25 protein-coding genes and 1 tRNA gene are annotated in these 26020 nt (G+C 54.5%); 7 read left to right on the plus strand and 19 right to left on the minus strand.

Annotation, left to right across the window (positions count from 1 at the left end; translation table 11 throughout):
• Window positions 1–346: 346 nt before the first annotated feature.
• The 9 genes from EU557_RS01230 to EU557_RS01270 form a co-directional block, all read right to left on the minus strand.
• A complete protein-coding gene (locus EU557_RS01230) occupies window positions 347–742 on the minus strand; it encodes a hypothetical protein (protein WP_135528603.1) in 396 nt (131 codons plus the stop codon).
• Between the two features lie 675 nt (window positions 743–1417).
• Window positions 1418–1505 (minus strand) — tRNA-Ser (locus EU557_RS01235).
• Window positions 1506–1574: 69 nt separating this feature from the next.
• A complete protein-coding gene (locus tag EU557_RS01240; protein ID WP_245326137.1) occupies window positions 1575–2624 on the minus strand; it encodes an asparaginase in 1050 nt (349 codons plus the stop codon).
• 294 nt (window positions 2625–2918) lie between these two features.
• A complete protein-coding gene (locus EU557_RS01245; RefSeq protein WP_135528604.1) occupies window positions 2919–3716 on the minus strand; it encodes a TatD family hydrolase in 798 nt (265 codons plus the stop codon).
• Window positions 3717–3777: 61 nt separating this feature from the next.
• On the minus strand, window positions 3778–4995 hold the full coding sequence (locus EU557_RS01250; protein ID WP_135528605.1) for a glycosyltransferase: 1218 nt from the start codon (window positions 4993–4995) through the stop codon (window positions 3778–3780).
• A gap of 72 nt (window positions 4996–5067) precedes the next feature.
• Complete coding sequence (locus tag EU557_RS01255) at window positions 5068–5637, minus strand: polysaccharide deacetylase family protein (RefSeq protein WP_245326138.1); 570 nt, start codon at window positions 5635–5637, stop codon at window positions 5068–5070.
• A 184-nt stretch (window positions 5638–5821) separates the two neighbouring features.
• On the minus strand, window positions 5822–6961 hold the full coding sequence (locus tag EU557_RS01260; protein WP_135528606.1) for a glycosyltransferase family 4 protein: 1140 nt from the start codon (window positions 6959–6961) through the stop codon (window positions 5822–5824).
• A 147-nt stretch (window positions 6962–7108) separates the two neighbouring features.
• Window positions 7109–8017: an FkbM family methyltransferase gene (locus tag EU557_RS01265; protein WP_135528607.1), complete on the minus strand. Its 909-nt coding sequence runs from the start codon at window positions 8015–8017 to the stop codon at window positions 7109–7111.
• A gap of 72 nt (window positions 8018–8089) precedes the next feature.
• Window positions 8090–9523: an oligosaccharide flippase family protein gene (locus EU557_RS01270; protein WP_342588221.1), complete on the minus strand. Its 1434-nt coding sequence runs from the start codon at window positions 9521–9523 to the stop codon at window positions 8090–8092.
• A gap of 200 nt (window positions 9524–9723) precedes the next feature.
• Between EU557_RS01270 and EU557_RS01275 the strand changes: the two genes are divergently transcribed.
• Entirely contained in the window at window positions 9724–10923 is a 1200-nt protein-coding gene (locus tag EU557_RS01275; RefSeq protein ID WP_135528609.1) for a GumC domain-containing protein, read from the plus strand.
• A complete protein-coding gene (locus EU557_RS01280; RefSeq protein ID WP_135528610.1) occupies window positions 10920–12410 on the plus strand; it encodes an O-antigen ligase family protein in 1491 nt (496 codons plus the stop codon). The genes EU557_RS01275 and EU557_RS01280 overlap by 4 nt, the downstream gene beginning before the upstream one ends.
• On the opposite strand, the gene EU557_RS01285 is transcribed toward EU557_RS01280, so the two are convergent.
• From EU557_RS01285 to EU557_RS01315, 8 genes are all read right to left on the minus strand, one after another.
• Entirely contained in the window at window positions 12407–12748 is a 342-nt protein-coding gene (locus tag EU557_RS01285) for a DinB family protein (RefSeq protein WP_135528611.1), read from the minus strand. The two genes, EU557_RS01280 and EU557_RS01285, sit on opposite strands and share 4 nt — an antisense overlap.
• A gap of 60 nt (window positions 12749–12808) precedes the next feature.
• Window positions 12809–12961: a hypothetical protein gene (locus EU557_RS25360; RefSeq protein ID WP_167855046.1), complete on the minus strand. Its 153-nt coding sequence runs from the start codon at window positions 12959–12961 to the stop codon at window positions 12809–12811.
• Between the two features lie 15 nt (window positions 12962–12976).
• Window positions 12977–14215 carry a PP2C family protein-serine/threonine phosphatase gene (locus EU557_RS01290; protein ID WP_135528612.1) on the minus strand — a complete coding sequence of 413 codons (1239 nt, stop codon included), beginning with the start codon at window positions 14213–14215 and terminating at the stop codon, window positions 12977–12979.
• A gap of 135 nt (window positions 14216–14350) precedes the next feature.
• Entirely contained in the window at window positions 14351–15553 is a 1203-nt protein-coding gene (locus EU557_RS01295) for an ABC transporter permease (protein ID WP_245326139.1), read from the minus strand.
• Window positions 15554–15555: 2 nt separating this feature from the next.
• Entirely contained in the window at window positions 15556–15813 is a 258-nt protein-coding gene (locus tag EU557_RS01300; RefSeq protein ID WP_135528613.1) for a hypothetical protein, read from the minus strand.
• 150 nt (window positions 15814–15963) lie between these two features.
• Complete coding sequence (locus EU557_RS25760) at window positions 15964–16500, minus strand: cytochrome c (protein WP_245326140.1); 537 nt, start codon at window positions 16498–16500, stop codon at window positions 15964–15966.
• A gap of 121 nt (window positions 16501–16621) precedes the next feature.
• Window positions 16622–17818 carry a glycosyltransferase gene (locus EU557_RS01310; protein ID WP_135528614.1) on the minus strand — a complete coding sequence of 399 codons (1197 nt, stop codon included), beginning with the start codon at window positions 17816–17818 and terminating at the stop codon, window positions 16622–16624.
• On the minus strand, window positions 17811–18857 hold the full coding sequence (locus tag EU557_RS01315; RefSeq protein ID WP_135528615.1) for a lysylphosphatidylglycerol synthase transmembrane domain-containing protein: 1047 nt from the start codon (window positions 18855–18857) through the stop codon (window positions 17811–17813). The genes EU557_RS01310 and EU557_RS01315 overlap by 8 nt, the downstream gene beginning before the upstream one ends.
• Before the next feature lie 93 nt (window positions 18858–18950).
• Here EU557_RS01315 and ruvC point away from each other — a divergent pair, with 93 nt between their 5' ends.
• A complete protein-coding gene (ruvC, locus tag EU557_RS01320) occupies window positions 18951–19586 on the plus strand; it encodes a crossover junction endodeoxyribonuclease RuvC (protein WP_135528616.1) in 636 nt (211 codons plus the stop codon).
• Window positions 19587–19675: 89 nt separating this feature from the next.
• Here ruvC and EU557_RS25365 read toward each other — a convergent pair whose 3' ends face one another.
• A complete protein-coding gene (locus EU557_RS25365; RefSeq protein ID WP_167855047.1) occupies window positions 19676–20260 on the minus strand; it encodes a hypothetical protein in 585 nt (194 codons plus the stop codon).
• Between the two features lie 949 nt (window positions 20261–21209).
• Complete coding sequence (locus tag EU557_RS01330) at window positions 21210–22010, minus strand: PhzF family phenazine biosynthesis protein (RefSeq protein WP_135528618.1); 801 nt, start codon at window positions 22008–22010, stop codon at window positions 21210–21212.
• Between the two features lie 92 nt (window positions 22011–22102).
• Here EU557_RS01330 and EU557_RS01335 point away from each other — a divergent pair, with 92 nt between their 5' ends.
• From EU557_RS01335 to EU557_RS01350, 4 genes are all read left to right on the plus strand, one after another.
• Window positions 22103–22735 (plus strand): hypothetical protein, encoded by a 633-nt coding sequence (locus EU557_RS01335; RefSeq protein WP_135528619.1) that lies wholly within the window; start codon window positions 22103–22105, stop codon window positions 22733–22735.
• Between the two features lie 112 nt (window positions 22736–22847).
• Window positions 22848–23402: an RNA polymerase sigma factor gene (locus tag EU557_RS01340; RefSeq protein ID WP_135528620.1), complete on the plus strand. Its 555-nt coding sequence runs from the start codon at window positions 22848–22850 to the stop codon at window positions 23400–23402.
• Window positions 23395–24936: a porin family protein gene (locus EU557_RS01345; protein WP_135528621.1), complete on the plus strand. Its 1542-nt coding sequence runs from the start codon at window positions 23395–23397 to the stop codon at window positions 24934–24936. Before EU557_RS01340 ends, EU557_RS01345 begins: the two co-directional genes overlap by 8 nt.
• Window positions 24937–24964: 28 nt before the next feature.
• Window positions 24965–25963, plus strand: a complete 999-nt coding sequence (locus EU557_RS01350; protein WP_135528622.1) for a hypothetical protein — start codon at window positions 24965–24967, stop codon at window positions 25961–25963.
• Window positions 25964–26020: the final 57 nt, after the last annotated feature.

Genomic DNA, 26020 nt, shown 5'->3' on the forward strand with positions numbered 1-26020 from the left:
GCTGTGAATGGTAGCAAAGTGCCTGCCCAAGCTTCGGCAGAGAGTTCTGTAGGTACAGCGCCAGTGGCCGTTTGACTATGGTTTTCCAGCAAGAGCAAGGCCACTAGCGTCAGCAAAGGTTGCTGAGAGGTGGAGATACAGGAGGTGTGCACGAGGGTAGTAGCTAGAGCGCGATAAGAATACCTAAAGGTATTCAGGGCCAATGCCACCTGTCTAGAACAGTTACCCTCAAATTGTGACTAGCACCCAACTAAGATAAACTGTAATTTAAACTCATCCACCCGTCTAAACAGCCTAAACACGACGGTTTGCGGAGCTAAAAATGTGTAAAAAGCAGGATGTGTATTTAGCTTAGTTCACTATCAGCGCGTTGCTGATTCAACCAAATAATAGCCTGCTCCCGGGAGTCAGCTACACAATAGCGCACCTCGCGCTGGCGTAGTTGCGAGAGAAAATCGGCAAACCCTAGGTGAGCAAATAAGTCGCGAGGAGGCAAAATTGCAAAACACCACGCCCCCGCCGCCTGCGCCCGTGGCAGCCAGTTGTATAGGAGCCACGTATGATACCCCAACGGAAAAGCCGGGAAGGGAGGCTGTTTTATTAGCACCTTGCCCCACCCCGTGCGGCGTAGACATACTAACAGTTGCTCCATAACCGTCTGTGCGGCCGATAAATGCCAAGCAGCCCGTTTCCACACCACCCGCAGGTACTGCCCTTGCTTCTCTTCAGCAATTACTGCCAAAGGGTTTTCAAAGCAAATGGAAGAGCCAGTAGACAGCGGACACATAAAGAAGCACTACGTATAGGACGAAAAATACGGGATATGACCGAGTATACCATGCTTCCTCACGCATATAATACACTGAAAATCATAACATTTATTATATAAGATAATCTATGTAATAGCATTTATCCCATGCTCGAATAATCTTCTGTTAGGAGGGCCACATGTCCTTAAACACAGCCTCAGCTCTCTTGTGATAATCGTAAAATCAGATTGGCTACAGGCATTAAGATTCTACCCTATTGCCTTACACAACTGCAATACTGCCAGCAATGGCAACCATAATTCGGATACTTAGTGAAGTGGTATCTACTCCTTCCCCTGTGAATCCCTGACGTGAATTGAAGGCTACTTGATTGTTTCTGCTAGCTGACTTTAGTTCTAAGATGCCTTCAGCGAAAAAGAGGCTACAAATACGGCAATAACAGGTTCTTATGCTGTCGTCCGTTTCATGACTGCACTAGCTTTACTCGAAATAACAAGCATAGGCATTTCACTTACCGCACTTTAGCCAACTGCCAACTGAGAAAACTCATAGTGCATATCACAAGCCACCTTTTAATCTGCCATCAGGGTTACTAGGCCACTGATAAAAAAGCCCCCATTTCTAAATCAGAAATGGGGGCTTTAGTGCAGAGAGGAAGGGATTCGAACCCTCGATGAGCTTGAGACCCATACACACTTTCCAGGCGTGCTCCTTCGACCACTCGGACACCTCTCTAGGATGCGGGGAAGTGGCGCAAAATAACACCCGATTTTCCGGATACGCAAGCGCTAGGCCACTATCGTGTTAGATTAACGTGATTTCGCCGCGCAAATCCTGGGTTAACAAGCGCCGCGTAACCTCGGGCTCCTGGTTGAGGCCTAGCACAAACATCAACTTAGTAATAGCAGCTTCTACTGTAATATCATCGCCTCCGATTATGCCTAGGCCACTAAGATGTGCGCTGGTTTCATAGCGGCCCTGCAGTACGCGGCCCTCCTCGCACTGGCTTACGTTGAGCAGGTACACACCGCGGTCAGAGGCGTCGCGCAAGCAGTTGAGAAACCAAGGGGCGGTGGGAGCATTGCCGGAGCCATAGGTTTCAAGCACCGCCCCGCGTAGGCCATCTACCTCTAGCTGGGCGCGCACCATGCGCTCGGTGAGGCCTGGGAACAAGCGCAGAATGGTTACCCGGTCGTCGAGGTAGGTGTGGGCGCACAGAGGCGCAGCAGGCAGTTGCCGAATCTGTTTGTCGTTGAACTCCAACTCAATCCCGGCCCGGCCTAATGGCGGGTAGTTTTCGCTACGGAACGCGTTGTATTGCTGGCTTTCCACTTTCTTGGCCCGGTTGCCTCGGATCAGCAGTTCATTAAAGAACAAGCATACTTCCGGGACGCGCACTGTACCGCCCATGGGGTGGCGAGCGGCCGCCATTTCCAGGGCCGTTACTAGGTTGCGACGGGCATCGGTCCGGATACGGCCAACGGGCACTTGGGCCCCAGTAAATACCACGGTTTTACCCAGGTTTTCGAGCAGAAAGCTCAAGGCTGCCGCCGAGTACGCCATGGTATCGGTACCGTGCAGCACCACAAAGCCATCGTAGCGGGCGTAATTGTCGCGGATGAGAGCTGCCAGGGCTAGCCAGTCGGCCACCGTGATATTAGACGAATCAATGGGCGGCCCCAGGTTTAAGACATCCACCTGCATGTTGAGCTGATGTAGCTCCGGCATTTTTTTACGAATCTGCTCGAAGTTCATCGGCACTAGCTCGCCGGATTTATTGTAGGCCATACCAACCGTACCGCCGGTATAGATAACCAGAATAGCCTTTTCAGGGGAGGCAAGTGGAGCAGACAAATGTGAGCAGGTTGGGTGGGTAATTGCGGATTGAGCGGTCAAGGTATAAAGAGAATGACATCTGGTTAGCCTATCGTGCTGCCCGACCCAAACACGACGGTTACTGTCCGCCCAAGCATTTCTGCTATTTCGTAAGTGTACTCGTCAATTTTATTCGCCAGGCTGAGCTCACTGAAGCATAGTTGCCCCTAGCTAAGTATCTGGCCTAGGCCTATCCAACAAAACTGTAGAGATGCATTGGCAAGCTCAGCATGACGTTCAAGGGTAAAGTGATCTAACTAATACCCACTCAACTTAGGCTAACTGCGGACCCTGTTGTGTTGGCAGTTCTCCGAACAGCTCACGTGTGTTATAGGTAGTAGCCTCAGCGACTTCTTCTATGTCTTTCCCAAGCAGCTCAGCCACCCGACGGGCCACCAGTGGCAGATAGCTCGGTTCATTGCGCTTGCCGCGGTGCGGGACGGGCGCTAGATACGGGCAGTCGGTTTCGAGGAGCAAGTGCTCTAGACCAATGCCGGGCAGCACCTTATCTAGGCCACCATTTTTGAAGGTGGCTACGCCGCCAATACCCAGCTTGAATCCCAGCTTAATGACTTCCTCTGCTTCCTCCTTCGAACCGGAGAAGCAATGAAACACCCCACGTAGGGAGCCATCTTGAGCGGCAGAAATAATGTCGGCGGTTTCGCGGAAGGCGTCGCGGGTGTGCAGCACTAAGGGCAAATTGTGCTTTCTAGCTAGGTCTACTTGAATGCGGAGGGCCTCCTGTTGTTCAGCTAGATAAGTTTTATCCCAGTATAAATCAATGCCGCACTCTCCCACTGCCGCAAAGGGACGACGGCCGAGCCAGGTTTCAACTTCATAGAGCTCCTTCTCAAAATTGCGCGTTACATGGCAGGGATGCAGCCCCATCTGGGCAAAGCAGTTAGTGGGGTACTTGGCTTCCACTTCCAGCATAGCGTCGATGCTGGTGTGGTCAATGTTAGGCATGAAGATGGTGAGCACGCCGGCGTCGAAGGCGCGGCGGAGCATATCGTCTTGGTCGGGCTTAAACTGCTCGGAATAAACGTGCGCGTGCGAATCAGAAAGTTGCATGGCTGCAAAGGTGGTGAAATAGTGCGTTTGGGCGTTGTTGCCAGAGGGAAACAGATACCGCTTATCGGTACTGCCTTCCTTTCCAGTTGAAGCGGAGCGGTAACACTCGAAATGCGGTTAGCATTCCCGTCAGGACGATGCTATACACTTCGTATAACGGAATTAAGGCTAACGGGGCGCGGTGGCCTACTCGCCGAAAGCATAGCGCCGCTAGGCCACCTTGCAACAACATTTTCACTCCCCACACTACCAAGGCCACACCTGGGCCCGCTACCCAAGCCAGCACGAGCAGCACTAGGTAAAAGGAGCCGTAGAGTAGTAGGCATCCTTTCAGCCACCCGGGCAGCCCTTCTACCCCACGCATCCATCGCCGCCGCTGGTGCAGCAGCCCACTCCAGGTGTACATGGGCAGAGACTCGGCTAGCACCTCCGCCCGAAACAGGTTCCGGGAGCTGTAACCCTCCCGGAGCACGGCCTTAAACAACTCAAAGTCTTCCGTTACGGAAAAAGGCAGCTGCTCATAACCGCCAGTGGCCTCGTACGCAGCGCGCGTAATGAGCATGTTGTTGCCCATGGCCGTTACGGGGCGGCCTAGGTCCGTGACCACCTGCACCAGCCCCAATGACATAAGCCAGTCGAGGCCCTGAATACGATGGAAAAGGCGCGGCCCCTGCACCATGGTCAGCCCCGTGACGATACCCACCCCTGCCTGCACATGGGCCAGCAGCCCCTGCAGCCAAGAGGTCGGCACGGCAATATCTGCATCAGTGATAAAGAAGTAGCTGGATGAAGCTGCGCGGGTTAGGTGGGCCAGCACGTTGGCTTTTCCGCGGGCCGTGCCCAACTCTTCTCGTATGAGTAGCACCCGAAAGGTGCCCACATAACCTGCCATAGCGGCCTGGGCCACAGCAGCGGTGGCGTCAGTAGAGCCATCGTCACCGAGTAACACTTCCACCAGTTCCGGCGGATACTGCAGTGCCCGGACTGCCCGCAAACACCGGCCTATGGCGGCGGCTTCGTTACGGGCGGCAATTAGGATGCTCACGCGCGGCAGGGGCTGGAGCAAGGGCGCTGGCTGGCTCCCACGCCGCCAAGCAAAAAGCACCGTCGAGGTTAGGAGCAGCCCAAACCAGCCTACGAAGTAAAGCGTGAGAAACAGCATCAGGCACAAAGGTTGCTCTGGGAAGTCAGAATTAGTAGCGTCGTTGCGGTAGGCCTGCAAGAGAACAACATAGCCTTGGTGCTGCCATGCTAGGTCAATGAAGTACGTGTGGCACATCGATATGCCGATCTACAATGCTCAGCATACCATGGCTGCTTTCTTGCTACCATACAAGCGCTTCCGCTGCTTTTATAGCGTAGCAAACTGGTAACCTTGCTCCGCGAAATGGGCCAGATAGCGTGGCAGCACGTAGCGCATATTACGGCTGGCTTTGAGGCTATCGTGAAAGACGGTGATGGAGCCGGACCGGGTGTTTTGAATGGCATGCCGCAGGCACTTCTCCGCCGCAAAGCCTCGGTCGTAGTCGTAAGTCAGTACGTCCCACATCACTACCTGGTGGCTAGCTTCCAGCGCGCGGGCCAACGGCAGCGTAATACGGCCATAAGGGGGGCGCAGCAGTGGCCTAGCCTGGGGCTGTAGCTCATCCAGCAAGGCCTGGCACTCGGCCACATCCTGCAAATAGTGGGCATTCGAGTGGCTCCAGCCGCTGATATGGTAAAAGGTATGGTTGGCCAACCGGTGCCCCTGTTCCACAATTTGCCGGGCTACGCTGGGGTGACGACGAACATTATCGCCCACGCAAAAGAACGTGGCTTGCGCGTTGAATCGGGCTAAGGTATCCAGTACAAACGGGGTTTCTTCCGGAATCGGGCCGTCGTCGAAGGTCAGGTAAAGGGTGGGGGGATGACTGGCGGGCATCTGCCAGAGGCACCCTGGAAACAAGCGTCGAACTAACGCTGGCATTCGAAACAAACGCACAGAAGCAGAAGGGTTAATTGCCAAGAGTAATATTCAACTAGTGGCCTAGGCCCCTAGTTAGATGACGCAAAGTACGCAACCCTGCGGCTAGCGTCAGGCTAGCCCTCTACCCTGCCCTAGCTCCTTATGCCCGGCTCCGGGTTCCTACGCTCTCTAGTATCTGCCATAGCGCTTGGGCACTTTGCTCCCAGGAAAAACGCTGCACATTCCGAAAACCGCGGGCTATAAATTCTTGGCGCCGGTCTTCCTGCTCATATAACACACGCAAGCCAGCCGCAATTGACTCTACCCGCAATGGGTCAACAAGCTGCGCCGCTCCACCCGCCACTTCGGGCATAGAGCTGCAATTGGAGGTAACAACCGGTGAACCGCACGCTTGGGCTTCAATAATGGGGATACCAAATCCCTCAAAATATGGCACATAAGCCGTAGCATGAGCAGCGGCATATAATTGCACTAACTCTTCATCCGTTACGCGGCCCGTCAAATGCACATCGTGGCGGAACTGCATCTCCCGATACACGTCGAAGATAGGGCCAGCTTTCCAGGCGGTGCGACCAACCACCAGTAGCTTGGTAGGAGCCTGTGTTTGCTGCTTGAATAGGTCAAAAGCCCGCAGCAGATTTAGTAGATTTTTACGCGGCTGCAGGGCTCCTACAAACAGGAAATACGGTTTGCCCGCGCTATATCGGTCGCGGGTGGCTTGCTGCTCAGTATCGTTCTGCGGCTGAAACTGCTGGTCGGCGGCGTTGTAAACGATGCTAATTTTTTCGGCCGGCACCCCATACGTGCGCACAATATCCTGGCGGGTGGCGTCGGAAACGGCAATTAGCCGCTCAGAAGCCTGCGCAAAGCGAGGCGTGAAGAACTGGTAGTAACGCAGCGTGAGCCGGTCAACGTCTTGCGGAAAATGCTCGAAAGCTAAGTCGTGGAGTACGGTCACGCGGGGTACGCGGGTGCGCAGGGTGGTATACCCATCGGGGCTCAGGAATACAGCCGGGCGGTAGCGGCGCAGCCAGCGCGCCACGGCTCCCTCAAACCACGCTACCCACAGCACCGGGTGCCGGGCCGGCGGACTCAGCACATGCGGCACCACATTCGAGCCGAAGATATAGCGCAAATCGTAGGCCCGGTCGAAGAGGAAATGAAAAGTGTGCTCCGGGTGCTGCTGCACGAGGTGGCGAAGCGTTTCATAAGTGAAGCGCCCAATGCCCTCCAGCTTATCGCCAGGCAGTAGGAAGCGGACATTAACGGCTATTTCCAAACAGCTAGATAGTCGGCAGGTGAAGGATGATACGGCGCCGGTTTCCGACACAATAGTACTACGTCATTTCCTACACCCGAGCCTATGTTCTCCCCCTTCTAGCCCCAGCCCACAAATCTTGCAGCTTAGGACGCACCAGCCCCAATACTACTTCTTGATAAACACGAAGTTATCAGAGTCGTAATTATGCTCTATTAAAAATGCATTCAGGTCCTCGCATGGTACGGGGTGGCCTAGGACATCTAAGGAGTGAGCAGCGTAGCCCAGTTCGCGCAGCAGTTCCACGGCCTTTTGGTGCTCGGTGTTGTGGCGCTTAGGCTCCAGGTACTCCATAACCACGTAGGGGCTTAATCGACGCAGGCTTTCCGCAGCGCCGCCAATCACCTTAAGCTCTGCTCCTTCCACATCGATTTTAATAACAGCCGGTTGGCTGTTTGTAGTGGCTAGGATGTCATCGATGCGGGTAGCGGGAATGTCAATGCGCGTGGGTTTGAAGTCAGCAAACCATTTCTCGTCGGCAAATTGCGCTACATCCATAGAGTTAAACTCGTTGTAGAGCACCGGAAACTCGTAGAAAGAAATAGTCTCCTCCTTATCAGAAACGGCTTGGTTGATGGCCCGAATGTTGGCTTGGCCCTTTACATTTTCAGCCAGCACGGCGTAAGTGCTCCGCGAAGCTTCGTAGGCCAGTACTTGCCCGGTGGGGCCTACTAAGCGTGAGGCCAACAGCGCGAAATACCCGAAGTGCCCCCCTACATCTAGGAACGTCTCGCCGGGTTGTAAGGTATTTATCAGAAAGCGAGCCAGCCGAATTTCGGAACTGTGCGACTTGCCGCCGGTCAGATAGATGTCGGTGCCGGCAGGCAAAACCACTTGCATAGGCATACCAAAAAAGGTGCTTACCTCTTTCACAAGTCCCTTTTTGGTGCGAGCATACACAAGCTGTCGAAACCCTATGGCGTACAGATATTTCCCCGGAGCATGTAGCAAGCGCCGCCATTTAGTAGCGTTGGCGAGGGCTTCGACTTCATCAAGCTGCTTTAGAAGGGAATTCATGTACTAAGTATAGGGACGCAAATGAGCCTGCTGACGGGCTAGGCCAAGAGGCAGGTGGACAAATATCGGCTTTTACGCTTCTGTTTTGCGCTGGCGCAACTGTTTAAGTTCGGCAGGCCGTACTATTCGCAGCCCCCAAATCAGGCCTACGAACAACGCTCCGGCCACGAAAGCCTCTAGTAGCCAAGGGAGTTGCAAGTAGGTTTGCATAGCGTACCATGCAGCGCATAGCAGACCGAATATAGCTCCTAACTGTCCTAGCATTTTCCACGGCACTGCCACTCCAGCGCGGCGGTGCACCAACCACACGTAGCTGCCAGACACAAATATGGCGCAGAAAAGTGTGTTCCAGGCGGCAGCAATGGCGCCATACTGCGGCAGAAAAACAAGGTTCAACCCAATATTCAGGGCCACGCTTGCGGCCACCAGCCAGCTCACTAAGTTCACGAAGCGGGTACTGTTGAGCAGGGAAGCATATAGTGCAAAGAAGGAATGCACCAGCACATTCACGAATAGAATTTTGAGACACCACGTCATACGAGCTACCTCCGCGCTCGTACTGTGCTTGAACTGCCAGAAGAGCACCTCTCCCCGAAACAGTACAAAGGCGCACACTAGCAGCATAGGTAAGGTTACTACGCGCTGTCCGAACCACAGCAGGTTGCGCTGCTCATCCCGGCTGTTTACGGCACTAGCAAACTTGGCAAAGAATAGAGGTAAAATAGTCCAGATGTACATCATCACGGCATCGACCCAACGGTAGGCCCCGGCATAGTACCCTGCCTCGGTGGGTGAAGCTAAGCGCTCCAGCATCACCATATCGACCCGCTCATTTACGCCGTATAGTAGCGTTATCACGGCAAAGGGCACCGTCTCGCGCAGCACCATACGAGCTTGTCCCCACTGCCAGCGGTAGCGCACTCGTCCAAACAGGCGCGTCATGAGGCCATACAGCAGAACGGTGGTAAACACCGCCGCTAGTACTCGCACACCTACGTAGCGTTCCAGTGTTAGCCCCAGCGGTAGTAGTACCAGTACCAGGCCCAGGAGCAAGAACTTTTCAAATACTGATAGCACTGCATCAGTATTGAAGTGCTGGTGGGCTTGTAAGGTACCCCGCAAAAACTGCCCATACTGCGCTAGCAGCAGGCTACTTCCAATAGCACCCAGCAGCAGCAACGGATAGCCACGGTAGCCTATAACCCACCCTACGCCTAGCATGGCACCTAAGGCTGCTACATTCAGCCAGCCACGTAGGGGTAAAATAGTGGGAAAGTATTCCGTAAGAAAGGCGGGGTCGGCGGCTACGCGCTTCACGCTGTAGTGCGTCAGGCCCAAGTCCGATACAGTAGCCAGCACTAATGTTAGGGCTGAAAGGGCCGTGAACAGACCAAACTCCGCGTGGCCTAGGCGGTCCTGCACAATGTTTTCGAGGACGACCCAACCCGGCTTTACGAGCAGATTGAGTAGTACTACCAGACTGATATTTCTAAAAAAACGTTTGATGCCGTCCGCGCTTAACTGAGTAAATCCGCGTCAGCTCTACGGGTTGCGCAAGAGCAACAGACTGACGAGGGCACAAAACTACGCAAAAAGCGGCCGGGCTTGATGGGCGGTTTCCGCTCGGCAGAGGGCATTTTTCCTCTATCTTTGCGCGCCGCTGGTATCTAACCTTTCCACTTGTGGGTCAGTGGCTATACTTGATTATGTCTGAGCGCCCCTATTCTCTTCTAGGCCTGTGGCCTATTATTAATCGTTGGAAAAACCTGGTGATGGCCGCGCTCGTGTTAGCTTTAGTGCTAAGCACCATAGTGGCTTTTTTGTTACCCAACATCTACCAATCCAAAGCAGTATTCTTCCCTACCAACCCCCAAAACTCTGACCCTGACCGCATTGTCGAAGGACAAAAGCTAGAGTTAGGAGGCCGTACTGAAGACCTAGACCGTGTAATTACGGTAGGCGAATCTCAACCCGTGGCAGAGCTAATGCTCAAGCGCTTCAACCTATACCAGCACTATGGCGTGGGCACACCCGGCGATGATAAAGCCGATACAGAAGCGCTGCGTGAGTTCAGCGACAACCTTGATATTGTGCGCAACGAGCGCGACGTTATTGAACTCACCTTTCAGGACCAAGACAAGCAGTTGGCTGCCCGTATTACCAATACGATGGTGTCGGTGATTGACTCTATTAACCAGCAACTGACGCTGGAAAACCGGCGCAATGTGCTAGGCCTGTACAAGCAGCGCTACGAGTTCCTGAACAAAGAATACGAACGCTCCCGCCAGCAGGTAGTGCAGGCTCGGCACCGATACGGCATCTTTGGTCCTGAGCAACAATCGCGGTATTTGTCGCGGGAGATTGTGCGCCTAGAGCGCGAGCTGAACCAAACCGGACAGTTCTTGAAGACAGACGGTCTGCGCCAAGCTCTAAAGCGCATTAAGCAAGATGAGCAGGAGAATGCCAATAACACTGAAAGCTACTTGTCGCGGGAAATTGTGGAAACGCAAAGCGCGCTGGCTGAGCAAGGCGGCGGCCCGAAGTCAACGAGCCTGCGCCGGGCATTGCGTGGCCTTACTCAAAGCAACAGTGGCAACCTAATCAACGCGGAAAGCTATATCAATGGCATCGACTCACTAAACTTACTTACGGCCCGCGTAACCGATTTGCAGGACCGTTTAGTAAAAGCCCAGGGTGAATACGAAACGGCGGAGCTTTCCCTTAATGCTCGCATTTCTTCCTTATACGTGGTGCAGAAGGCCTACCCAGCTACCCGCAAGAGCAAGCCTGTGCGGTGGCTTATTGTCGTAGGCTCGGTATTCCTCACCTTCGCTTTGTCGGTGGTTGTTATCACGCTGCTGGAACTCTACCGTCGGACCCAGCGCCCATTAGTCGCGTCAAGGTGAGCGCACTACTAAACCGGCTTTTTCCTACCGACCCCAGTCAGCGCTTATTTGTGGGGATTATGCTCCTGCTCATGCTGGGCGGAGCAACGGCGGCACTACTTCAGACGCCCCTGACCCTGTTGCCTGTAGTACTGGCGCTAGGCCTGTTAGTAGTATTTACCGACTGGACGTTACTTTTCTATTTGCTTTTCCTGACGTTGGCCTTCTCCCGCGAGGTTCCAATACCAGGCGGCTTGAGTTTGGATGTACCGTCGGAGCCGTTAATGATGACCCTTACGGGTTGCATCATTGCTACTCTGTTTATGCGGCGAGTGCGGCTGCCAACCCGCGAGCTTTTGCACCCAGTGATAATTCTGTTGGTGTTGCTGCTACTGTGGTCGGTTACCTCTTCCTTTTTCTCAGTCGATTCTACCAAGTCTATCAAGTATATACTAGCTAAGATTTGGTATCTGGTGCCTTTTATCCTAGGCACTTTTCTGCTAGTACGACAACCCGCAAAGGCTTGGCAGGTAGCACGGCTCTACGTAATAGGCACCTGTATTACGGTCTTGATCATTATTGTGCGGCACGGAGCCCATGGCTTCACATTTGACACCATTAACCCCGCCGTAGCCCCCCTTTACCGCAACCACGTAACCTATGCGACGGTACTAGCGCTGCTGTTGCCGTTTTCGTGGTATGGTGCTCGTAACACAACTGGGCTTCCGCGCTTACTTTGGCGCATTGCTACCGGCCTACTCCTGTTTGGCTTGCTGACGGCTTATACCCGCGCCTCAATCTTAGCCATTCCGGTAGCTGGAATCTTTTATCTCGTGATCCGCTGGCGGCAAACCCGCCTGTTCTTACTAGCTACAGTTGTGGCCACTTTAGCAGGTACTGGCTACTTTCTAAGCGAGAACAATTACATGCTCTACGCGCCTGATTTTGAAAAAACAGTCTTCAACGCAAAAGACTTTGGCAAGCACTTGGAAGCCACATACAAGCTGCAGGATATGTCGGGGATGGAGCGGGTGTACCGGTGGGTAGCGGCCGCCCGAATGACTGCTGATAAACCACTTGTAGGCAGTGGCCCTAGTACCTTTTACCCTGAGTATAAACGCTACACCGTACGAAGCTTCCGCACTTACGTCAGCGACAACCCTGAGCGTTCCACTACCCATAATTACTTTCTGCTGCTCCTGGCTGAACAAGGCTTTCCGGGCATGCTGCTCTTTGCGGTACTACTGGGCATCAGCCTGTTGATGATTGAACACTTGTACCATCGCACGGCACCACACTCAGAGTTACGCAATGTGGTGCTTGCTTGCGGTCTTAGCTTTATCATCATTGTGTTTCACCTGCTGCTGAATGAGCTGGTGGAAGTAGACAAGATTGGCTCCTTCTTCTTCTTTAATCTGGCCGTGTTGATCCGGATGGGTACGTGGCTGAACCAGCAGCGAGAGGGTGGCCAAGTAGGCCTAGTAGAACCCGTAGTAGCTGTTGACTAGGCCAGTTTGTATTCTGTGGCGTTGCGTTCCATTTGCATAACGTGGCGCTTGGCGTGTTTTGCCAGGAAATAGAGGTATTCGTACACGTCGATCTTGCCGAGCCCGTTCACTGACATAGTTGTTCGGTACAGCACGCCTTCACCATTTGGCAGCTGCGCCAGGGTGCGCAGGCATTGTTGCAGCTGCTCCTGCAGCTGAACTTGGACTTCTGCGGGTGACTTATGATCCGGCCGCATCCAGACGAACGAGCGGCTAATGCCCACTTCGTCCAGCAATTGCTGCTTGAACTGATAGTGGCCTAGCTCCTGATCCAACATAAGGCCGACACTGTTGCGCAAAGCTTTGGCAGTTCCCTTTTCAATCAGGATCAGTAGGAAGTGGTTGGTAAGGGCAGTGTGCTACAGAATCTGGTCTACCGTCCAGCCTCCATCGGCGGGCCGATAGTGGCGCAAAGCCGCCGGAACAGCGAACCACGAGTTCAGTTGCGCGAAGGCTTGCTCCAACTCAGTCTGAATGTGGGCTAATAAGCTTGAGATAGAAGTATCCAGCATTTGCTAGGCCACTAGCTACTTAAACCGGCAGCTCAGAATAGTTACGTCGTCGGCGAAGCGGTTACCGTTAGTATTGTAGGCCTCTATCTCGCGTAGTAATTCCCGGTGCACTACCGCAAGTGGTGCGTAGCGGTTTTGCCGCAGCACGCGTAGCACTCCTTCTTCCCCAAACTCCTCCTGATTAGCATCAAATACTTCTGTCAGGCCATCGGTATAGGTGAGCAGCAGAGTACGCGGGGGCACTACTACCTCCCCCACCTGCAGCATGGGTAGCTCTTCCATCACGCCCAGCATAATGGTACCCGACTTCAGCAACAAGACCGGGCCATGGTCCGGGATGAGGAGCGGATCGTTGTGGCCGGCATTTACATACTGCAATGCGCGGGTGCTGCGGTCGTAAAGGCCGAAGAATACCGTGATGAATTTGTCGCCGCCGGCATTGCGGAAAATCAAGTTGTTCAGTTCGTTGACTACCGTAGCCAAGTCGGCCTTCTGGCGCAGCAGCGTGCGTAGTCCCGCCTGGAAGTTCGACATGAGTAGTGAAGCTGCTACGCCCTTACCCGATACATCGGCCACGCAAAACAGGAAGCGGTTGTCGTCGAGGCTCACTACGTCGTAGTAGTCGCCGCCCACGGCGGTGTGGGGCACGTAGCTGGCGTGCACGGCCACATGGGCATCATTAGGAAGCTTGCGCGGGAAGAGCATAGTTTGCACCTCCTGAGCAATTTCTATTTCCTTCCGAATGGCGGCATCGGCGACGCGCTGCCGGGCCAGGCGGCGGCTCTCAATAGCCCCGATAAGAATGTTGCTTAGCGTTTGTAGGAACTTGGTAGCTTCCTCATCAGCATAGTCTTCGTGCACGTTGCCAATGAACACGTAGGCCTGCACATTACCGTTTTGCACCACCGGAATCACCGTTTCCAGGTGCTGCCACTCCTCCCCTAACCCAAAGTGCTTGACTGGGCAAGGCAGAGCTGTGCAGCCCTCCTGCACGGCCGCGGGTAGGCTCACCGTCCGAAAATCTGGCAGGCCGGCCCCGAATGATACCATGCACTCCCAAGCTCCTTCCTCCTTCACGTACAGTACCAGCCGCCGGATATTCAACTGGCCTAGCAGGGTAAACTGAAAGATTTTGTACAGCGCCCCTTCCGTCGGATCGAGGTTGATGGCTTGGGTAATTTCCAGCAAGGCTCCCAATTCACGCTCCTTCAGTAACAGGCGTTTCTCAGGGCTTATTGGGCGAGAAGTAGACATGAAGCGGAAAAAAATCAAGTTGTAAAGGAAGTGAACGAGTGAAGTTATAAAGTCGAGGTTCTTTTAGTTTAACCTGCACCCTTTGCGCAGCTCAAACCAACCAAGTCTTTGTTCGCCTTCAGCACTCACTTTTGGCTAGCCCACGGGAGTTTTAGGATCGTAGGCGTCGCGCAGACCATTGCCAAGCAGGTTAAAGCTCAGCACCAGCAGGCTAATGGCCAAGCCTGGCAGTAGCGTAAGCCACAAGCCAGCCTCGGTACCTAGCAGCTGAAAGCCCTCGTTGACCATCAGCCCCCAAGAAGGAGCCGGTGGCTGCACACCCAAACCCAAAAAGCTTAGGCCAGCTTCCAGCAAGATAGCTGCTGCAAAGTTACTCGTTGCAAGCACAATTAAGGGCCCCGTCATGTTGGGCAATAAGTGCCGCCAGATCAGGCGACTCTGAGGCAGGCCCAATACCCGGCCAGCTTCAACGAAGGTTTTTTCGCGCAGACTCAGCATCTGCCCGCGCACTACCCGGGCCACATCTACCCACATGGTAAGGCCCACGGCCACGAACGACGTCCAGACGCCCTTGCTATCGAGAGCCAGGGAAATGGCAATAACCAGCATGATGCCCGGGATGCTCCATACTACTGTCATCAGGCCCAGCAACAGGCTATCAACCCAGCCGCCTACGTAGCCCGCCACGGCCCCAATGGCCATGCCCAGCACCACTGAAATCAGCACTGCCACCAGCCCAATCCCGAGGGAGATGCGCGTACCCAGCAACAGCCGGCTCAGCTCGTCGCGGCCAGCTTTGTCGGTGCCCAGCAGGTAGGTGCGCGAGCTAATAGCTTGCTCGGCAATGTTCTGAGGAGAGCTACTTACCGCCTTGTCTTTGGCAAGACTAGTCAGTACAAAGCCCTGTTCGGCCACCGGTGCGGAGCTAGATGAGTGATATGACTGAAACGGCCGCACAAACAAAGAATCGGCAGTAGTTCGGTATTTTGGTTCAATAGGCACCTCACGGTACGCCAAGGGTTGCCCGCCCCACCACAGGCCTAGAAGACCCACGCGGGCCGCGCTACGCGCTGAATCAGGCAGTGGAATCCGCAGAATATTTCTCCGTAGGCCTGGCGGCTGCTTTTGCAGAGCTACCAGGCTGTTATTGGCATTAGGGGAGTTATCGGGCAGTACCCAATAGCCAAGCAGGGCTACCAGCGTACATAGCATAATAAACCCCAGCCCGAGCATAGCGGGCAGGTTACCTACTAGCCGCCGACGCACGTAGTAACTAGGCGGTCGGGCCGGCGCAAGTGTGCCGACGGGGGCTTGAATGGGGGCAGCAGCTCCAGCCACAATTAGCGGGTATTATGCTGCAACAAGCCCTCCTTGGAGGCCAGGAAGTAGCTATCACGCACAATGGCGCCGAAAGAGCTTTCCTCGTAGGCCAGTTCCGTATCGGGGTCGGGCCAGAAGCTGCGGATGAGGTCCTGCTCCAGCAAACTGCGCAGGTTACGCTCCACCTCAGCCGGAGCTAAGCGGGTTTTGGCAACCAGATCGGAGAAAGAGCTGACAAAATATAGCTCGTCGAGGATATCGAATTCGGTGTCGGTCACGGGCAGAAGAAGGCGTAGGGGGATAAACAAAGGTAAAACGCCCCGCTCAATTTCATCAGGTGACGCTGAAAAGGCTATTTGATGATACAGAAAGTGCCTTAGCGTCCTTGTTAGAAGGAAACCACGCGCTTTAGGCTATTCTACGCTCTGCTAGTTCACCACAGCCACAGCTGAGTTCATGGCCGCAGTTGATCCTTCCTGTGAACTAACGTAGGCCAGTATTTGCCGGATTTCTTGGTCGGAGAGTTGGAAGCTAGGCATCTGCTGCTTACCGTATTGGTTGAACAATTTTACAGCATACTCATCTCCGCTGGCTACTACTTTGCTGGAATTTCGCACCCAATTGAACAGCCATTTTTCAGGACGGCGCTTCTCAATCCCAGCCAGAGCCGGCCCCACTACTACGTCGTTTGCGGCGTGGCACTGGGCACAATTGCTCTTGAATAGGGCATCACCAGCAGCCACCGCTTCAGCTTGCTCTGGCGCCATAGCCACAGTTTGGCTGGCAGAGTCGAGCCCGGCAGTGCTAGCCTGAGCAAGTGAGTCGGGTGGCGTGCTACTTTGGGCCGTTTCCTCGATAGGGAAAGGTTCTAGCAGGCCAGTTGCGGTGAAGAATACTCCACCAATTAAAAACACCAACAACACAACCAACAACGGGAATAGGGCTTTTAAGCTGAAATGGGACATGGTATGTAGGCTAAAGGATACGGTTAACTTTTCGCCAAAAAGTAGTACCCAAATGCTACCTACCCAACCTTTTCCCCCTATTTATTTGCTGATCTCTATATAAAGAATGTAGCGGGTACAATCAGGTCTGGCGTCCCTTCCAGACGTAGCCGCCGCGCAACCCAAGCAGCCCCGTAGCTAAGGCATAGGGCGCGTAGGCCACCTGCAGCACCGGTACCCACCACAACCACTGCGGTCGTCCCAAAAATGCTAGTACGGGCCGCAGAAACAACACATCTGCGGCCAGCTTGAGCCCCCACGCTACAAGTGCTAACCACCCCGCTGAGACACCAGCTACCCATAGCCCTAAGCCTATTGGGAACGCGAGGTTCGCTAGCAGCACCAACACTGCCAGCCGCTGGGGTGCTGCGGCTTGGTAATGACGCCATTTGCTAGCCCAACGCACCCGCTGCCACAGTAGCTGCCGCAACGTAGGCTGAGCTGCCGTGCGCACAATAGCTTGCTGATCCTGCAGAAACCGTACGCCGCCGGGAAAAGCTACGTGTATCTTATGCAGGAGGAATTCATCGTCGCCGCTGGGCACGGCCTCATTGCCTCGGAAACCATCTACGGCGGCAAAAGCTGTACGGCGGTAGGCCAGGTTGGCACCGTTGCACATGGTGGGCTGCTGCCTTGCAATAGAAGCCCCTCCTACCCCTACCAGGGCCGCCAGTTCCAGCCCTTGCAAGGTGGCCAGCCAGCCAGTTCCAGTCAGGAGCACGGGACCACTGATGAATTGCACGGCAGGGTCAGCGGCCAATACCGCGTAGGCCAGTACCCAGCCGGCGGGTACGCGGCAGTCAGCATCAGTCAGCAGCAGCCAGGGCGCTTGTGCTGCCTGCACGGCAGCTTCTACAGCGGCTTTCTTGCCAGTGCGTGCACCGGGTAGCGCCGCTAGCTGCAGCACCCGTATTGGGAAAGGCATGTTGCTAGCCGCGGCCCGCACTATAGCGGCAGTATCATCAGTAGAATGATCATCTACCACTATTACCTCAAACCCACCGGTAACCGGAAGTTGCTCCTGTAAATCAGCTAGTAGCAACGGTAGGTTCTCGGCCTCGTTGCGGGCAGCAATCAGAATGGAAAAAGCAGGAGCTTCCCCCGGCCTTTTGGGAGAGAGCTGAGGCTCAATAAGTCTTCCGTTTGGTACTGCTCTCCCACATGAGAGAGTATGTAGCCTGCGCCACGCTTGCCGGTACAGCAGCATTTGCCACAAATAGATGCCCGCAATAAGCACTTGCAGCAGTAGTAGGCCACTGCCCCATCCCCAGCTACTCATGTGTGGGTGGCTTCAAGGATGTTTTGCCTCGCTTGCGAAATACTTTTAACCGCAGCACAAAGCCCAACCCTACAGCGCTTGGCAGGGCAATATTGATAACCCACAAGCTGATGCTGGCACTGAGCACCGGCAGCACCGGCTCACCTAACAGCCCAAACAGATGCGTGGCTGACAGCTCCCGTACGCCTACATCGGCTAGGGCATTGAGGGAGGGCACCAACGATTTCAATAGGAGAGTACCCGCTATAGCCGCTGCGCCTGGTACAAAGGGCGCATGGGCCCCATAGGCCACTAGCAGGAGTCCAAACTGCGCGCAAAACACTGCGTATCGCAGCCCCGAAATCAGGAGCACTGCGGTAAGGTCCCACGCTGGATATGTAGGCATTACGGCCAAAAACCGGCGGAACCGCCGTAGCGGCCGTACCGCCATTACGGCCGCCACCAGCAGGCGCGAGCGGTACAGGGGTAGCATCACAGCCAAATTGGTCAACACTACGGCTACCACTAGGCCTAGGCCAGTAGCGGGGTAGCTGTGCAGGTAAAACCGCAGCACAAAGTACAGGAGCCCTATGGTGCCGGCCAGCACCGTAACTACTAATTGGCAGTAGCGCCCCAGAAATACGGCTCCCAGCGCATCAAGCCGCCGGCTTTTCAGCTCAATGATGCGTCCGGCGTAGTCGCCCACCCGATTGGGAGTTACGAAGCCCAGCGTCAGGCCCACCAGCACAGCCCGGAAGCTACGCCGGAACGATACGGGCTCTAGATGCCGAGCCAGGCGCCACCACTTCCAGGCTTCCAGGCCCCAGTTGGCCGGCATCAGAGCCAGAGCAAGCAAAATGGGCAAGCGCCCCTCTCCGCTCAGCGTGCGGGTAACCAGGCCGCGCCAGGCCGTGGCCGTGTCGGCGTCTTGAAACACCGAGTACCAGAGCAGGCCTAGCGTAAGCAGGGTTACCAGAAGCTTGCCCGCCACCACAAACCCACGCCGACGAGCGGCACTATCCGGCTTTTGGGCGTAGTTTTGTAAAAGGTCTGGGGGCAAAACGGCGACGAAATTATTCTGTTAGCTACTTTGGTTTATCGATAGATAGTCGTGTACGTCCCTGCTTAAACGACCTACAACGTCCTCCTAACCATGATTCTGCCACTCGCTACCACCGATCTACTGCCCAAGATTATCATGGGTGTCGACCCTGGCACGCAGATTATGGGCTACGCCATCATTGAGGTACAGGGCCAGCGGGTGCGCGTGGTGCAGTACGACGTGATTAATATGAAAGCCCTGGGTTCGAATCACGCCGTAAAGCTAAAGAAGATATACGACCGGATGGTAGAGCTCATTGACGAGTTTCTGCCTGATGAGTTAGCTATTGAGGCGCCCTTTTTTGGAGTGAACGTACAGAGCATGCTCAAGCTAGGCCGGGCCCAAGGCGTGGCTATTGCTGCCTGCCTATCCCGCCAGATTCCGTACGTGGAGTATGCGCCCACCAAGGTAAAGCAGGCAGTAACCGGCTCGGGCAATGCTACCAAGGAGCAAGTAGCCCACATGCTGCGCCAGACGCTGCAGCTCCCCCCCATCGAAGAGGCCCCGAAGTTCCTTGATGCCACCGACGCCCTGGCCGTGGCGATGTGCCACCACTACCAGAAAGGCAACAACGTAAAAGCCGGCGGCAAAAGCTGGGGCAAGTTCATTGCCGATAACCCCAGCAAACTGGCTGCTCCCGTGGCGGGTAAGAAGGCTACGGCCAGCAAAAAGAAGCCAGCAGCGTAATCTACTTTGAAATTGAATTAGAAAAAGTGCCTACACTTGCTTTAGTGTATCAAGCACTACTTTTAATTCTCATCGCTATAAGTTATGAACTAACGAATTTCTTTGCCATCAATAGTCATTACCTTAAAGAATTCGCTGTTCACTGCCTGTTGCACCTTGGTGGGAGCCTGCTCAAAATAGAAGGTATAGCGAGCGGAAACTAAGCCAATAGTAGGTTGGTAGAGAAAGCCCCCATTCCCATAGTGCAAAAGCGGAGGATGGGATATCCACACTGCTGGATTTGACCAGAACTCATAGCAGTTTTTTGTTCGGTTTTGCAGTAAGTTACCGGCTGGAATGACATAGAGTTGGGTGTGTGGGTTATGCCACTTGAGGCGGGCCTCCTGTAATAACTGCTCAGTAGGAAATGGCCGACTCCTGATGTTAATAGTCGCCAAATCTTTCGCGGGAAATGCTGTGCTCGACTGGGTGTGAATCTGATAATATTCGGTGAGCACATAGGCCTGAGGCGCCCAATATGTATTACCTCGTCGCACCAGCGGGACTAAATCATCTCGGCACAGCAACGTATGCTCACCTGGGCTGCCAGCCTGCCGATAGGCAGCGATTCTAGTACCAGCTTCTCGCACGGCTTGCGTCAGATTATAGCAACGTCCAACAGGAATAGTATCCAAAGAGATAGGCTCCCATAGGATAGCGCCACTTGTATCGGGCAGTAAGGAGAACGTCAACAACAAGGTGTCACCTTTGGGAAACGCAGCAGCTATGGTCGGCGTCGTGGCGAGCGGGTGCCGTGCGGCCGGTATAAGCAGGTTAAGAAGCTCTACGCTTACTTTCGGTATGTATATTTGGCCTTCTTGCCCGCGAGCTGCGCCATATGAGGCATCTAAGAGCCCTACATAACTATAGCCACCGCTCTGGGCTTCAACGTGGTGCATTGGCCCTAGCGAATCTGAGAGTAACACGTACCTGCGGGGCTGGGTAAGAAACGCATAGAAATGTGACTTGCGCTGTTGCCCCCACCCAGTGAAGCATATTCCCAGCACTAGATAGAGGATACTACCTACTTTAAGAATTCGAATCAAATTGTAGTTAAGTATTATAGAAGAAACAAAACATATAGTAAAGTTTAAGCAATATTCTGCACCGTAAAAACCTCAGGAGTATTGTCTCCTAAGCTGTACTGCATGAATATATGTTTCGGCTGAATGGTCTATTTAACAGCTTTTCTTACCAATATCATCACCTTTATAGATATACGAAATCTCTAATTAAAAATTAACATTTAATATTAGCCATATAATTTATCAAGCCCTAAAATTCTACTGGCAACTGATCTTTTTATTATATTTTATATGACAATTACCTACTCGCTTTACTTCTCATAAAGCTGTGGGCTACGGTGCCGACATATAAATTTAGAGATAGAATAACATCCTGGTGGCCTAGTGCGCTACACTGGCTTGCCCGCGCCTATCTATAAGGCGCTGCTACAGGTGCCGGGCAAGGCTATGCTTGTGGAACAAGTTATTGAACGAAACGGAACGGCTACAGCCAGGAGCAGGTGCGTGGGTAGTACACTTCCGCTCACAGCCGTAGCCGTTTCGCTAGCTTATTCAATTTCTACTCCACTGGCACTTCAATCTCGCCGCGCAGATACGTGACGGCGTGGCCGCTCATCAGCACCCGGTCGCCGCGAAGCTCGCACCATAGGTCGCCGCCGCGGGGGGAAACCTGGCGGGCATGGAAGGTGGTTTTGTTTAGGCGCTCAGCCCAATATGGCACTAGCGTAGTGTGGGCCGAGCCGGTAACTGGATCTTCGGGTACCCCTACACGCGGGCCAAAGAAACGCGACACAAAATCAATACCATCGGAGCCGGGAGCCGTGACGATAACAGCGCGGTACTCTACTTTGGCCAGGTGGGCCATGTCGGGCTGAATGGCGCGTACTTCGGCTTCGGTGGAGAAGAGGCATACCAGATCGGGGCCGGCCAGCATCTGCAGAGGCGTGGCGCGGAGGCCATCCAGAAGACCATCAGGGTGAATGGCAAGTGGCTTGGGTGGCCTAGCGGGGAAGTCCAGAGTGAGGCGGCCTTCACCGGCTTGGCTTACGCGCAGGGGCCCACTGCGGGAATGGAAAATGATTTCAGCTTCTGAAAAGCCTAAGTGGTTGTAGAGCACATGAGCCGAGGCCAATGTGGCGTGGCCGCACAGCTCTACCTCCACGGCCGGGGTAAACCAGCGCAGCTCGTACTCGTTCCCGCCTTTAGGCACGAAGAAGGCCGTTTCGGCGAGGTTGTTTTCGGCGGCAATGGCCTGCATGGTTTCGGCGGGAAGCCAGCTTTCCAGGGGGCAGACGGCGGCGGGGTTGCCGGCAAAGGGCCGGTCGGTGAAGGCATCAACCTGATAGATAGGCAGCAGCATAGCAAGCAATATTTTAGCGCAACTAAGAGTTGCAGACGGGTGGGCGAAGCTAGATATTGTCGGGTAATTATTCGTACGGTTTATTGTAGTCGATGCTATCCGTTTTACTGGTTGTTGGCCTGGCCTTGGTGCTGGCCGCGGTGTCATCCTTAGTGCGAGGCGGTTCTAGGCCACTCACTGCAAATTCAGGAGATACTGCTGAGGCCTCGGTGCCTCTTGCCGCTCCAAATGCTACAAACTTGCTAGTGTTGGTAGCAGGGCCTTCTGCTGAGGAAGTTACGCAGGCAGCCGTCGAGTTTCGGAGGCTCTACGAATCAGAAAAAGTAGTGGCCTATCCATTTCAGGCGCACGCCATTGAACCTGACGTTACTGCCCTCACCTTTCCTCATGATCTGCCCACCGAGCTATTCTACTACCTAATTAATTATCTCAGCTACCCCAAGGCAGGCTATGCAGCTTCTGCTCATGTGCGAGGCTGGGCAACGCTGCCTATCATGACACGAGAGCGGTTGGTATCACCACCCGAGTCAGTAATGGTATGCGTGCCGCCCGACGACACGGAGTATGACGTGGTACTTTTGCTAACTCCGGCGCCAGCCGTCTATCAGGTTTCTTTCCAGAATCTATTGCCGATTTTATTACGCTATCCAGTGCCAGTGGCCTACATGGCGCCGCCTTACTCGCTGGAAGCCATACGGCAACTGCCAGCAACTATCCTATCCTAAAGTTCCCATCTGAAAATATTTCTATCCCCGCGCAACGGTGCCGGGGGCTGGCTGGTCATGGGTGCAGAACGCTAGCGAACAATCCTACTATCCTTTATTATTTGGGCTGCCTATGGCTGATTCTCTCGATGCAATTCTAGATGGCTGCCGTCGAGGCAAACCCGCTGCCCAGCGGGCCCTCTATGACCGCCTGGGCTACCAGCTAATGGGCGTGTGCTTGCGCTACTGCCCTTCTCGCACGGAAGCTGAAGATGCCTTGCAGCTCACCTTCGTGAAGATCTTCACCCGCCTTGATCAGTTTCGCGGACAAGGCCCCTTTGAGGCTTGGGCACGACGCATTGCCGTCACTACTTCCCTCAACCTCTGGCACCAACACCAGCTGCGTGGCACGCAGGTAGAAAGCGAAGAAGCGGCCGACCTGCAGCAGCCTGGCGGCACTCCCTTCGATCAGCTTTCGGCTGACGATCTGGTGCAGCTCATTAACACCTTGCCGCCCGGCTACCGGGCGGTGCTAAACCTTTACGCCATTGAGGGCTACACCCACGCAGAAATTGGCGAGCTGCTGGGCATTTCGGAAGGCACTAGTAAGTCGCAGCTATCGCGGGCCCGCCGCCTGCTAGAGGAGCGGCTGCAACTCCAGGCTACTATCTCTCCCTACCATGACTGAGAACGAATCGGAAAAACTCTACAAAGACCTCCGGCGCAAGCTCGCCGACTATGGCAGTGCCCCACCTGACGCCGTGTGGGCAGGCATCCGGCAGCAAGTACCCGCCCGCAGGGAATTTCGCTGGAAACGCAGTGCCCTGCTGCTACTCTTGCTGTGCCTGCCGGTCCTAATGCTAACTGTAGGCCCCCGCCTTTGGAGCCACCGCACTGGCCTAGGCCACCTCTCCACCACGCAAACTATTACTTCTCAGGCTGCTCCAGCTGCGAAACTTCGGCAAGCCGTCAACCAACCAGCGACAGCTTCTCAGTCCGACGACGATGCAGCAGTAGCTGCTGACGCAAGCGCTAAACCAACTGGCCTAGCAGCAGGGCAAGCTCCTACTAACCATGCCCAACCGGCTTCGTCTCCTAGCTCCGTAGTAGCTACTGCCCATACTCGTACTCGGCGTGTTCGAGCGGACGTTGTAGGCCACTTCGATGACGCTGAAACCCAGCGCCGGATCAGCCGCGGCTCCGAAACGGTAGTTGCCACGGCCAAAGCGCGCCGCAAACGTCGCGGAGCACTGGCGTTGCTGGCTCCAACCCTACAGTCAGGGCGAAACTCGGTAGAGCTCCGGCGGCGAGCCAGGACTTCCCGAGAAGCACTAGATGCTGCCTCGGCGCAGGACGAGCAATTGGGTTCCCGCCACAGCACTCACACTGCCAAACGGAGCCGTTCTAGATTTAATCGTTCAACAGGGTCCGCAACGGGCCTTGAGGTGGCTGGCGACGCTGACACAGGCCTAGCCCGACGCTTTAGCAATGAGCGAATTCCCTTGTTAGCTGTGCGCCCTACGCTGGAGGAAGCCGAGGAACCAGAAGTGCGCCGGGTTAAACGGGTGCGCCCTCATCGCTCCCGCAAAGCTCAACTGCTGAAGAACTGGAGCATACAGATAGTAGCCGGCCCCAGCCTCACTTACCGCACCCTCGGCGACAGTGCTCGGCAACTAGAGCGCCTGGAACGGCCTAGCATTGGGTATAGCGGGCAGGTTACGGCTTCATACGCCCTCACCAAGCAGCTCACTATTTCAACTGGCCTAGGTTACGCCGAATTTGCTAACAACCTGCACTATCAGTTGCAGAAAACCAGCGCTGAAACCAGCCGCATTATAGACTTCCGCGACGTGTACCGCTTTGTAAGCATTCCGTTACTGGCCCAGTATACATTCGGCGGTAACCACCGCTGGCGTTTCGGTGCCTTAGGAGGTGCCAACGTTGGGCTGCTCACTGGCACACGCACCACCGAAGGCAGCGCTTGCAACTGCAGCCAAACTACAGTACCGGCAACCGGCACTTACCACAACACTAGCCTAGTGCTCACGGCGGGTGGCTCACTGAACTACCAATTCGCTCCGGGCCAGTGGCTCACGCTGCGTCCTCAGGGGCAATACTTCCTGAATTCCCTCACCGATCCGGCTTCTGGTCGGGCGGCTCGGCACCCGTGGAGCGTGGGCGTCCAGGGCGGTATATCCTTCGATCTTGAACCCAAGAAATAAGCTTTCTATCCTTACACTTCTTCGTCTTATGTATTCGCTTAAGCAATTAATACGCTACACAGCCCTGCTAGCCCTGCCCCTGCTCGGCAGCTGCGAAAAAGGCCTCGACACCATCATCTGTGAGGAGAGCACGCCTACTCCTCCTACCCCCCCTACTCCTCCCACTCCTCCTATCACCCAGCCTGCAGCTCCCGATTCCCTAGCTGCCCTGAGTCGCCGTTTGGGGGCACCCTTCCAGCAATTCACCTACGACCCAAGCCGACAAAACCAATTTACCGGACGGAAGGGCACAGTTATCACTATTCCCGCCAATGCCTTTGTTTACTTAAATGGGGCTCCCGTTACGCAGCCTCTGCAGCTGGTAATGCGAGAGGTATTTACCAAGGCTGATATGGTCTTAACTCTCACACCTACCTCTTCGAACAATTGGCTACTAGAATCGGCTGGCGAAATTTATCTGCGCACGCAAGATACCCTCCTGCGTATGGCACCCCAGACCCAGATTCGTTTCCAGACTCAAAATCCACCTAATCTGGCCCGCCCTGATTCTATGCGCCTGTTCACAGGTACGGCTGGTGGCGGTTGTTTCAACTGGCAGCTGGACTTTAGCCCGCAAGCGAGACTAACTCCAAATGCTTCCGGTTATACCGGGACGATTACCGATATCTTATTCAATGCCGGAATAGGTTGGTTTAACTGCGACCGATTTGTTCCCTACACCAGCGCTCAGCCGGTAGTTGTTGATGTACTAGGAAGCAATATCGACCCTAAATCAAATACCATGGCTTTTGTGGTCTTTAGATCACTGAATGGTTCATTGAGGGCATGTACATTCTCAGCTCCTAATACATTCACCAGTAGCAATGCGCCGGTTGGTAGCCCTATTTCGGTAGTAGCGATACGTTACGTAGATGGCAAAATCTACTATGGTCGTCAGGATGGCACCGTTGCTGCGGGCATTCGTTTCAGCCCCATCATGCGCGAAGTTTCATCTGCTGAACTGGTGGCTGATTTGAATACGCTTTAAGCCAACATAGCTCCTATTAACAAGCCCGTGCTCAACCAAAACAACCTATAGCACGGG

It is taken from the genome of Hymenobacter wooponensis (genome assembly GCF_004745865.1).
GTDB lineage: Bacteria > Bacteroidota > Bacteroidia > Cytophagales > Hymenobacteraceae > Hymenobacter > Hymenobacter wooponensis.

What these genes read in the sequence shown, in the direction of transcription:
- EU557_RS01245 (WP_135528604.1), bottom strand. Translation starts at nt 3,716, where the DNA reads ATGCAACTTTCTGATTCGCACGCGCACGTTTATTCCGAGCAGTTTAAG.
- EU557_RS01250 (WP_135528605.1), bottom strand. Translation starts at nt 4,995, where the DNA reads ATGTGCCACACGTACTTCATTGACCTAGCATGGCAGCACCAAGGCTAT.
- EU557_RS01255 (WP_245326138.1), bottom strand. Translation starts at nt 5,637, where the DNA reads ATGCCCGCCAGTCATCCCCCCACCCTTTACCTGACCTTCGACGACGGC.
- EU557_RS01265 (WP_135528607.1), bottom strand. Translation starts at nt 8,017, where the DNA reads ATGAATTCCCTTCTAAAGCAGCTTGATGAAGTCGAAGCCCTCGCCAAC.
- EU557_RS01275 (WP_135528609.1), top strand. Translation starts at nt 9,724, where the DNA reads ATGTCTGAGCGCCCCTATTCTCTTCTAGGCCTGTGGCCTATTATTAAT.
- EU557_RS25360 (WP_167855046.1), bottom strand. Translation starts at nt 12,961, where the DNA reads ATGCTGGATACTTCTATCTCAAGCTTATTAGCCCACATTCAGACTGAG.
- EU557_RS01290 (WP_135528612.1), bottom strand. Translation starts at nt 14,215, where the DNA reads ATGTCTACTTCTCGCCCAATAAGCCCTGAGAAACGCCTGTTACTGAAG.
- EU557_RS25760 (WP_245326140.1), bottom strand. Translation starts at nt 16,500, where the DNA reads ATGTCCCATTTCAGCTTAAAAGCCCTATTCCCGTTGTTGGTTGTGTTG.
- EU557_RS01310 (WP_135528614.1), bottom strand. Translation starts at nt 17,818, where the DNA reads ATGAGTAGCTGGGGATGGGGCAGTGGCCTACTACTGCTGCAAGTGCTT.
- ruvC (WP_135528616.1), top strand. Translation starts at nt 18,951, where the DNA reads ATGATTCTGCCACTCGCTACCACCGATCTACTGCCCAAGATTATCATG.
- EU557_RS01330 (WP_135528618.1), bottom strand. Translation starts at nt 22,010, where the DNA reads ATGCTGCTGCCTATCTATCAGGTTGATGCCTTCACCGACCGGCCCTTT.
- EU557_RS01335 (WP_135528619.1), top strand. Translation starts at nt 22,103, where the DNA reads ATGCTATCCGTTTTACTGGTTGTTGGCCTGGCCTTGGTGCTGGCCGCG.
- EU557_RS01340 (WP_135528620.1), top strand. Translation starts at nt 22,848, where the DNA reads ATGGCTGATTCTCTCGATGCAATTCTAGATGGCTGCCGTCGAGGCAAA.
- EU557_RS01345 (WP_135528621.1), top strand. Translation starts at nt 23,395, where the DNA reads ATGACTGAGAACGAATCGGAAAAACTCTACAAAGACCTCCGGCGCAAG.
- EU557_RS01350 (WP_135528622.1), top strand. Translation starts at nt 24,965, where the DNA reads ATGTATTCGCTTAAGCAATTAATACGCTACACAGCCCTGCTAGCCCTG.